Source organism: Streptomyces sp. GLSS-08, assembly GCF_056387915.1.
The window spans coordinates 101,957-109,375 of sequence record NZ_JBWJAQ010000023.1 but is presented as its reverse complement, the minus strand read 5'-3'; the positions used below and the strand labels follow the sequence as shown (position 1 = coordinate 109,375).

Annotated in this window: 6 protein-coding genes; 5 read left to right on the top strand and 1 reads right to left on the bottom strand. The window is 72.0% G+C overall.

The annotated features are described in order from the left end of the window. The first annotated feature begins 139 nt into the window (after window positions 1-139). From AC0ZLC_RS29885 to AC0ZLC_RS29870, 4 genes are all read left to right on the top strand, one after another. Entirely contained in the window at window positions 140-1,201 is a 1,062-nt protein-coding gene (locus AC0ZLC_RS29885; protein ID WP_476755062.1) for an AfsR/SARP family transcriptional regulator, read from the top strand. 43 nt (window positions 1,202-1,244) lie between these two features. Continuing rightward, the gene (locus AC0ZLC_RS29880; RefSeq protein ID WP_476755061.1) at window positions 1,245-2,228 is read left to right on the top strand and encodes a phosphopantetheine-binding protein; all 984 of its coding nucleotides are present in this window, start codon (window positions 1,245-1,247) and stop codon (window positions 2,226-2,228) included. Between the two features lie 1,219 nt (window positions 2,229-3,447). Further along, the gene (locus AC0ZLC_RS29875) at window positions 3,448-4,305 is read left to right on the top strand and encodes a 4'-phosphopantetheinyl transferase family protein (protein ID WP_476755060.1); all 858 of its coding nucleotides are present in this window, start codon (window positions 3,448-3,450) and stop codon (window positions 4,303-4,305) included. Window positions 4,306-4,749: 444 nt separating this feature from the next. Then, window positions 4,750-5,571: an AfsR/SARP family transcriptional regulator gene (locus AC0ZLC_RS29870; protein ID WP_476755059.1), complete on the top strand. Its 822-nt coding sequence runs from the start codon at window positions 4,750-4,752 to the stop codon at window positions 5,569-5,571. Between the two features lie 304 nt (window positions 5,572-5,875). Here AC0ZLC_RS29870 and AC0ZLC_RS29865 read toward each other — a convergent pair whose 3' ends face one another. Then, a complete protein-coding gene (locus AC0ZLC_RS29865; protein ID WP_476755058.1) occupies window positions 5,876-6,136 on the bottom strand; it encodes a phosphopantetheine-binding protein in 261 nt (86 codons plus the stop codon). A 691-nt stretch (window positions 6,137-6,827) separates the two neighbouring features. Here AC0ZLC_RS29865 and AC0ZLC_RS29860 point away from each other — a divergent pair. After that, window positions 6,828-7,208 carry a hypothetical protein gene (locus AC0ZLC_RS29860; protein ID WP_476755057.1) on the top strand — a complete coding sequence of 127 codons (381 nt, stop codon included), beginning with the start codon at window positions 6,828-6,830 and terminating at the stop codon, window positions 7,206-7,208. Window positions 7,209-7,419: the final 211 nt, after the last annotated feature.

Sequence of the window (7,419 nt, the reverse complement as noted above, 5' to 3'; positions counted from 1 at the left end):
GGGTGGGTGTGGGGGGGTGGGGGGTGGCGGGGGGTGGAGGATTTCTAGAAACAGGACGGACGGTTTGCTATTGACATACCGTTCGTGCTGTTTTTGAATTGTGGGGTGCCGGTGGTGCACGTGGACGAGGGGAGACGGCGTGGACATCGACGTACTGGGTGCTCTGGATGTCAGGGAGAACGGGGTGTGCATCGCTCCGACGGCTCCGAAGCCGCGTCAGGTGCTGGCGTTGCTGGCGTTGCATGCGGACCGGGTGGTGCCGGTGGATTCGCTGATCGAGGAGTTGTGGTCGGGGCGGCCGCCGCGCAGTGCGCGTACGACGTTGCAGACGTATGTGCTGCAGTTGCGTGAGCTGATCGCGGTGGCGCTGGCCGGCACGGGCGTGCGGCAGTCCGGCACGGTGCGGCGGTCCGGTGGGGGCGTGGCGCTGGCCGGCACCGTGGGGGAGCCCGGCGCGGTGGGGGAGTCCGGCGCGGTGGGGGAGTCCGGCGTGGTGGGGGCCGGTGTGGTGGGGGTGTCCGGCGCGGCGGTGGGGGTGTCCGGCGGGGTGGGGGAGTTGGGCACGGGCGTGGGGGTGTCGGGTGTGGGGGCTGGTGTGGTGGGGCGTGGGGGTGCGAAGGATGTGCTGGTGACTTTGCCGGGTGGTTATCTGTTGTCTTCCGGTGGTGGTACCAGTGATGTGCGGGAGTTCGAGCGGTTGGCGGGTTTGGGTTACCGGGCGATGGATGCCGGTGATTTCGCGGGTGCGGCGCGTACGCTGGCGGCGGCTCTTGGGCTGTGGTCGGGGGCTGCGTTCGCGGATGTGCAAAGTGGTGTGCAGCTGGCGATGGAGGTCAGGCGTCTGGAGGAGAGCCGGCTGTGTGCGCTGGATCAGCGTATTGAGGCGGATCTGCGGCTGGGCCGTCATCGTGAGGTGCTGGCGGAGCTGACGGTGCTGACGAGTCGTTACCGTACGCATGAGAATCTGCATGCCCAGTTCATGATCGCGTTGCATCGTTCGGGGCGCCGGGGTGAGGCGCTCAGTGTGTTCCTGCGGCTGCGTGCGACGTTGGGGCGTGAGCTGGGTCTGGAGCCTTCTGCGCGGCTGCGTGGGCTGCAGCACACGATTTTGACGGCGGGGCCCGAGAGTGTGCCGGCGCCGGTCCGTGCGGTGCGTGGTGTGCCCGGTCCGCAGTCTGTGTCCCTGGCTCCGGTCCACTGACTTTTCTGGCGCCCGGGCGCCGTATTTTCTGGAGGTACGGATCATGACCCGTGAGCCGACGGCTCTTCCCGGCGCCGACCCCGGCGCTGGTCTGGGCGCCGACCCCGGCGCTGGTCCGGGCGGTGATGTTCTTGCCGGGGTGAAGGCTGTGCTGGCTGATGTCGTGGGTGTGGATGCCGGGCGTATCGAGTCCGGCCGGCCGTTTGCCGTTCTTGGTCTGGACTCGTTGCTCACCGCTGAGTTCGTCTCTGCGGTCGGCCGGCATTTCGGGGTCCGTATCACGGGCGGGGCGCTGTATGAGTACTGCACGCCGGCGCTGCTGGCCGGCCACCTGGCGGCCGTGCGCCAGGGCGTCCCCGCCGCGGGCCGGGCCGTTCCTGCCCCGGCGGCTGTGCAGGAGGTCCTTGTGGTGCTGCGGGAGCAGCTGGCGCAGCTTCTGCACTGTGAGCCGTTCGAGATCGAGGGCGGGGCCGCCTTCGATCAGCTGGGTATCGATTCCCTGCTGGCGGCCGGGTTCGTTGCCGGCGTCAACCGTGCCTACGGGCTGGCCGAACGTCCCGTCACCGTCCAGGAGCATCCCAGCCTCGCCGCGATGGCCGCCTACGTCGCCTCCCGCACCCGGGACGCGGCACCCCCCGCCACCCCCGCCACCCCCGCCGCCCCCGCCGTCCCCGCGGCCGTTGCCGTCCCTGCCGTCCCCGCGGCCGTTGCGGTCCCTGCGGTCCCTGCGGTCCCTGCGGCCGTTGCGGTCCCTGCGGCTGTTGCGGTCCCTGCGGCTGTTGCGGTCCCTGCGGCTGTTGCGGTCCCTGCGGCTGCTGCGGTCCCTGTGGCCGCTGTGGCTGCTGTGGCTGCTGTGGTCTCTGGTGCGCCGGCTGCGGGGGGTGTGCCGCTGCCGGCGCCCGCCGCCGCGGTGGAAAAGCGGGCTGCGCTGTCCCAGGAGGAGATGCTCGCGCTCCTGGACGCGGTGCGCGGGGAGCGGATCGGCGTCGACGAGGCCGCCGCACTCCTGACGGCCCGCCCCGCCTGACCACCCGCCCCCGCCAACCGGCCACCCCTACCGGGGGCGGTACCCGGTTGCCACCATCCCGGCGGTACCCGGCCGTCACCATCCCGGCGGTACCCGGCCGTCACCATCCCGGCGGCACCTGGCCACCCTCACCGGGTTAACACCCGGCCACCGTTACCCGTCCACCACCACCCGGCCACCGTTACCCGTCCACCACCACCCGGCCACCGTTACGTGCCACCGCCATCCGGTCGTCACCCGGGCAGCGCCCGGTCGTTACCGCCTGGGCGGTACCGGTCATCACGCGGCCACTACTACCGGGGCGGTACCGGTCATCACGCGGCCACCACTACCGGGGCGGTACCCGCCCACCATCCTCCGCCGTCACTCCGGCGGCGCCCGGCCGCCCTCACCGGCCGCCACCGGGCCACCGTTACCCGTCCACCACCAGCCGGCCACACCATCCGACCATCACGGGCCGCCGCCGTGCGGCCCTTCCGGCCACCGTCATCCGGTGACCTCCCGGGCAGCGCCTGGTCGTTACCGCCGGGGCGGTACCCGGTCACCATCCGCCATCACTCCACCGCCACCCGGCCACCCTTACCGGGCCGCCGCTATCCGTCCACCACCGCCCGGCCACCCTTACCGGGCCGCCGCTACCCGTCCACCACCGCCCGGCCGCTACCACCTGGTCACCATCACGGGCCGCCGCCGCGCGGTCCATCCGGCGCCACCGCCATCCAGTCATTGCCACCGGGGTGTATCCGGCCACCATCCGGCCGTCTTCACCCGGGCGGTACCCGGCCATCCGGCCCGCCTTCATCCCGGGCGGTACCCCGGCCACCATCTGGTCACCGCCATCCGGGCGGCGGCCGGCCAGCCATCACCCGGGTGGCACCCGGCAGTTCCCCCGCCGCTCCCGCCCCTGACAGCCCTGACAGCTCCGACAGCTCCGAACGGGTCCGACAGGTCCGAACGGGTCCGAACGGCCCGCACGGGTCCGACAGCTCCGACAGGTCCGACAGCCCGGAGGCCCCAGCGGTTCCGAGCCCCGGCGGGTCCGGCGGGTTGGGCAGCCCGGAGGGCCCCCGTGGTCCCAGAGTCCCGGCAGCTCTGACAGCCCCCGTAGTTCCGGTGGCCCCGGTGGCCCCGGTGGCGCCGGTGGGGGCGGTGGGGGCGGGGGTTGTGGTGGGGTCACTGTTGGTGGTGGGGCGGGGGACCGAGACGGACGAGAGGCATCATGACCCTCACCACTCCGGGGCCGCTGGGCGCCGGGCTCCTGCCGCAGTCCCACCAGGCGCCGGTGCCGGTGAAGTTGTGGCTGTGTTCCAACGATGCTCTTTCGCCGGCGGTCGCTGCTGTTCTTGCCTCGCACTGGCTTGATGAGGGTGAGCACGAGACCGCGGCGCGTTTCCTTTTCGATCGTGACCGCCGGCAGTACCTCCTGGCGCATACCCTGGTGCGCCGGGCGCTGGCGCTGGAGGCCGGCATTGCCGAGGCCGAGCAGGTCATCTGGCGTTCCGCGCGCGGGCGGCCTTTCCTCCAGCCGCTGCCCGGCGGTCTGCCCCGGGGTGGCGGTCACCTGGATTTCAACCTCTCCCACGCGGGCGGCTACAGCCTGCTGGGCATCGTCCGCAGACAGCGCATCGGCGTCGATGTGGAGGGCCTGGCACGCGAGGAGCGTGCGTTGGAGACGATCCTGACCACTTTCACTCCCGAGGAGCAGCGGTGGGCGCAGGAGGAGCCGGCGGGAGAGCGGCGCAGCCGCCGGGTGCTGCGGCTGTGGACGTTGAAGGAGGCCTACTCCAAGGCCCGTGGACTGGGACTGGCGCTGCCGTTCGATGAGTTCTCCTTCACTCTGGCCGGGAACCGGGGTGTGCTTGCCTTCCGGCCGCCGGCCGATGACCGGGACGGGCGGTGGCGGTTTGTGGAACTGGAGCCGGTGCCCGGTGTGCTGAGCGCTGTGGCGCTGCCCGCTGACGACGGTCCCGTCCCGTATCTGGAACTGCACCACGGCTTTCCCTGGGACCGGGCCGCACCGCACACCATCGCCCTGCCCGAGCCGGTGGGCGCATCCCACCCCCCGCACGAGCAGTGACCCGCCGGCCCGTAAAACGCCCCCCGGCCCTCTTTCCCGCAGGCGGCTTGGGCGGACGTGTCCGCAGTGGCCTCCGCACAGGTTTCAGCACAGGTTTCGGCAGGGTTTGGTCGGGGGTTCCGTAGTGGTTTCGGCAGGGGGTTTGGGCGGGGTTTGGGCGGTGGTTTTCGTCTGGTGGTCGCGGGCGGAAAATGAGGGGGTGTGTGTCCGGTTGGCTGTCTGCGGGTGTGTACCTGCAGCGGGATCCCGGGTTTCTTCCGGTATGGGTGCAGGTGTTTTCGAGAGTTGTGAAAGCTGTGCGCAATACCTCACTTGGAGCGGCGCTGGAGGACCGCTACAGGGAAACGATGGCCGGGTACGCGCACCGCTAGCGTGCGTCATGGCGGAGATTTCTGGCCACCAGTAGGAACTGGACAACGAACTCGACGAGGTGGGAGGGGCACCGTGAAGATTCAGGTTCTGGGTCCGTTGAGTGCCGAGGTCAACGGGGGATCGATCGTTCCGACGGCGGGTAAGCCGCGGCAGATTCTGTCGTTGCTGGCGCTGTATCCGGGGCGGGTCATGCCTGTTCCCACGCTCATGGAGGAACTCTGGGGGACCGAGCCTCCCGCGAGTGCGCTGACGACTCTTCAGACGTACATTCTGCAATTGCGCAGACGGCTCGGCACGGCCATGGGACCGGGTGCGCCGGGGCAGGCGAAGGACATTCTCGCCACCCGGCACGGGGGGTACCTGCTCCAGATCGACAAGAGCTGTGTCGATGTGAACCGGTACGAGGATCTGGTCCGGCAGGGCCAGGGCGCGTTCGAGGCCGGTGACAACCAGTTGTCCGCGGCCTGTTTCGGGACCGCTCTGGATCTGTGGACCGGGGCGCCGCTGGTCGATGTGAAACTCGGTCCGGTCCTGGAGATCGAGGTGATGCGGCTGCAGGAGAGCCGGCTGGTCACCGTGGAGCGGCGTATCGATGCCGACCTGCGTCTGGGCCGCCACTCGGAGCTGATCGCCGAGCTGACCGAGCTGACCGCCCGCCATCCCCACCACGAGGGGCTGCATTCCCAGGCCATGCTGGCGATGTACCGCTCGGGCCGGCAGGCCACCGCGCTGGAGGTCTACCGCAGGCTGCGCATGCGGCTCATCGACGACCTGGGCGTGGAGCCCTCCCCGCAGCTGCAGCGCATGCACCAGGCCGTGCTGGCGGTGGATCCGCGGCTGGACGTGTTGGCGGGGCCGCGTCACTCCTCGACGTTCGACCTGTTCGCGGCATGAGGGACACCCCCGCCGCCCCGCCCGCCGCCCGCCCGCTGTCCGGCCCGCCGCCGCCCGCCCGCTGTCCGGCCCGCCGCCCGCCCGCTGTCCGGCCCGCTGTCCGGCCTGCGGCCCGGCCTGCGCGGCCTGGCCCGCTGCCGCCCGGCCCGGCGTTGTCCGGCCTGCGGCCGTCTGGGCCTGCCGGCTGGTGCGCCGCTGTCGGGCCTGCGGTGGGCGGTGTGCCGCATCCGGGCCGTCGCCGGTCCTTTCGGCCGGGGCGCCGTCCTGGACCGGGGGCCCGGTGTTCGTGTGTGTCTGCGGGGGTTCAGGCGGCCGTCCTGAGCCGGGTCACCGTCCCCCACAGCGATGCCGGCGTGGCGAAGGTGTCCAGTGAGAACGCCTCGTCCGCGAAGCGGATTGCGTAGAGGCTCTCCAGCGAGCCCAGCAGTTCCACCGCGGCCAGCGAGTCCAGACCAGAGACCCTGAGGTCGGTGTCGGCCTGAAGCGGTTCGCCCGCGCCCAGGAACGGCAGGTAGCCCCGCAGGAGTTCCTCGAACGTCATGTCCCAGGCCATGGCTGATCCCACCCTTTTGTGTGTCGTCGGTTCACCGGAAAACGTTGTGGCCGCACCCCGGCGTGGCCCGGACCACCCGGGATCCGCCGCACCCGGCGTAGCCGTACCACCCGGGATCCGCCGCACCCGGCGTAGCCGTACCACCCGGGATCCGCCGCGCCCCGGCGTGGCCCGTACCACCCGGTGTCCGTCGCGCCCCGGCGTGGCCCGGACCACCCGGTGTGGCCCGTACCATCCGGTGGCGTGGGTGACGGCGTGCCCGTGGGGCGGGGCGTCCAGCAGCGCGGCGCCCGTACGGCGGGGCAGGGGCCGCCTGGCCCGCTGCGGCGGACCCGGCCCGCTGTGGGCAGGCCGGCCGGGGCATGGCGCACGGACGGTGGCGCGAGGCCGAACCGGTCAGCTGGTGCACGAGCGCACTCCTGCCGCACCTGGTGGCTCCTGTCCTTCCGCCAGGACGGTGCGGGGGCAGCCCTGGGCGGTCGTCGGTGGAGGTGTCCGTCATGGTCCTGTTCGTTCCCCGTCCTGCCGGCCGACCGCCTTGTCGCCCCGTCGCGGTTGGCCGGGCCCTGACCCGTAACAGCCTGATCACCTCACCTACAGGCGTGCTGGAGCCGCGGCGAACCACCGGGGTCCACCCGTTCTCCGACACCTCTCCAGGCCAGGCGGTCATGGTGTGCGGGACAGCTGCACGGGACGACGAACCATGAAGAAGGGGCCTCTCGTCATGGTGCCCACGTTGGCCGAGCCCCTCAGCGGGGCGCTGCACGAACTCCTCACCGCGCACAGTGTGCGCGAACGCAACAAGGAACTCGTCCGCGTGCTGGTCGCGGCCGGCAACCGGGGCGAGGTCAACCGGCTCACCCGCCACTGGGCGGGCCCCGGGGGAACCGGCGGGCGGGCGCTGCCCGACGGGCTGGGGCTGACGGTCGAGAGCCTGCTGGCCGACGACGACGTCGTCGCGCTGCGGGCGACCGCCCGCGCCGCAGAAGCGGCCTGGTCGCTGGTGGCGGAGCTCCGCTTCGACGCGGCGGGCCGCCTCGCGCAGTGCCACGTCCTGCTCGTGCCCGCCACCGTGCCGTCCTGACACGACCCCCTCGCACCGGCGTCAACTGCCGGGCACGCACCGTCGGTTGGGATGGGCGGGCGGGCGGGTCCGCGGGGTGCCGGACCTCGCGGGCGGCGCCCGCGGACACCGACCTCGCGGCCGGCGCCCGCGGACACCACGCCGGTTCCACCGCGGCGCCGAACACCGCTCACAGGCAGGCCAGTTCCACGGCGCGGTAGGCACACGCTCC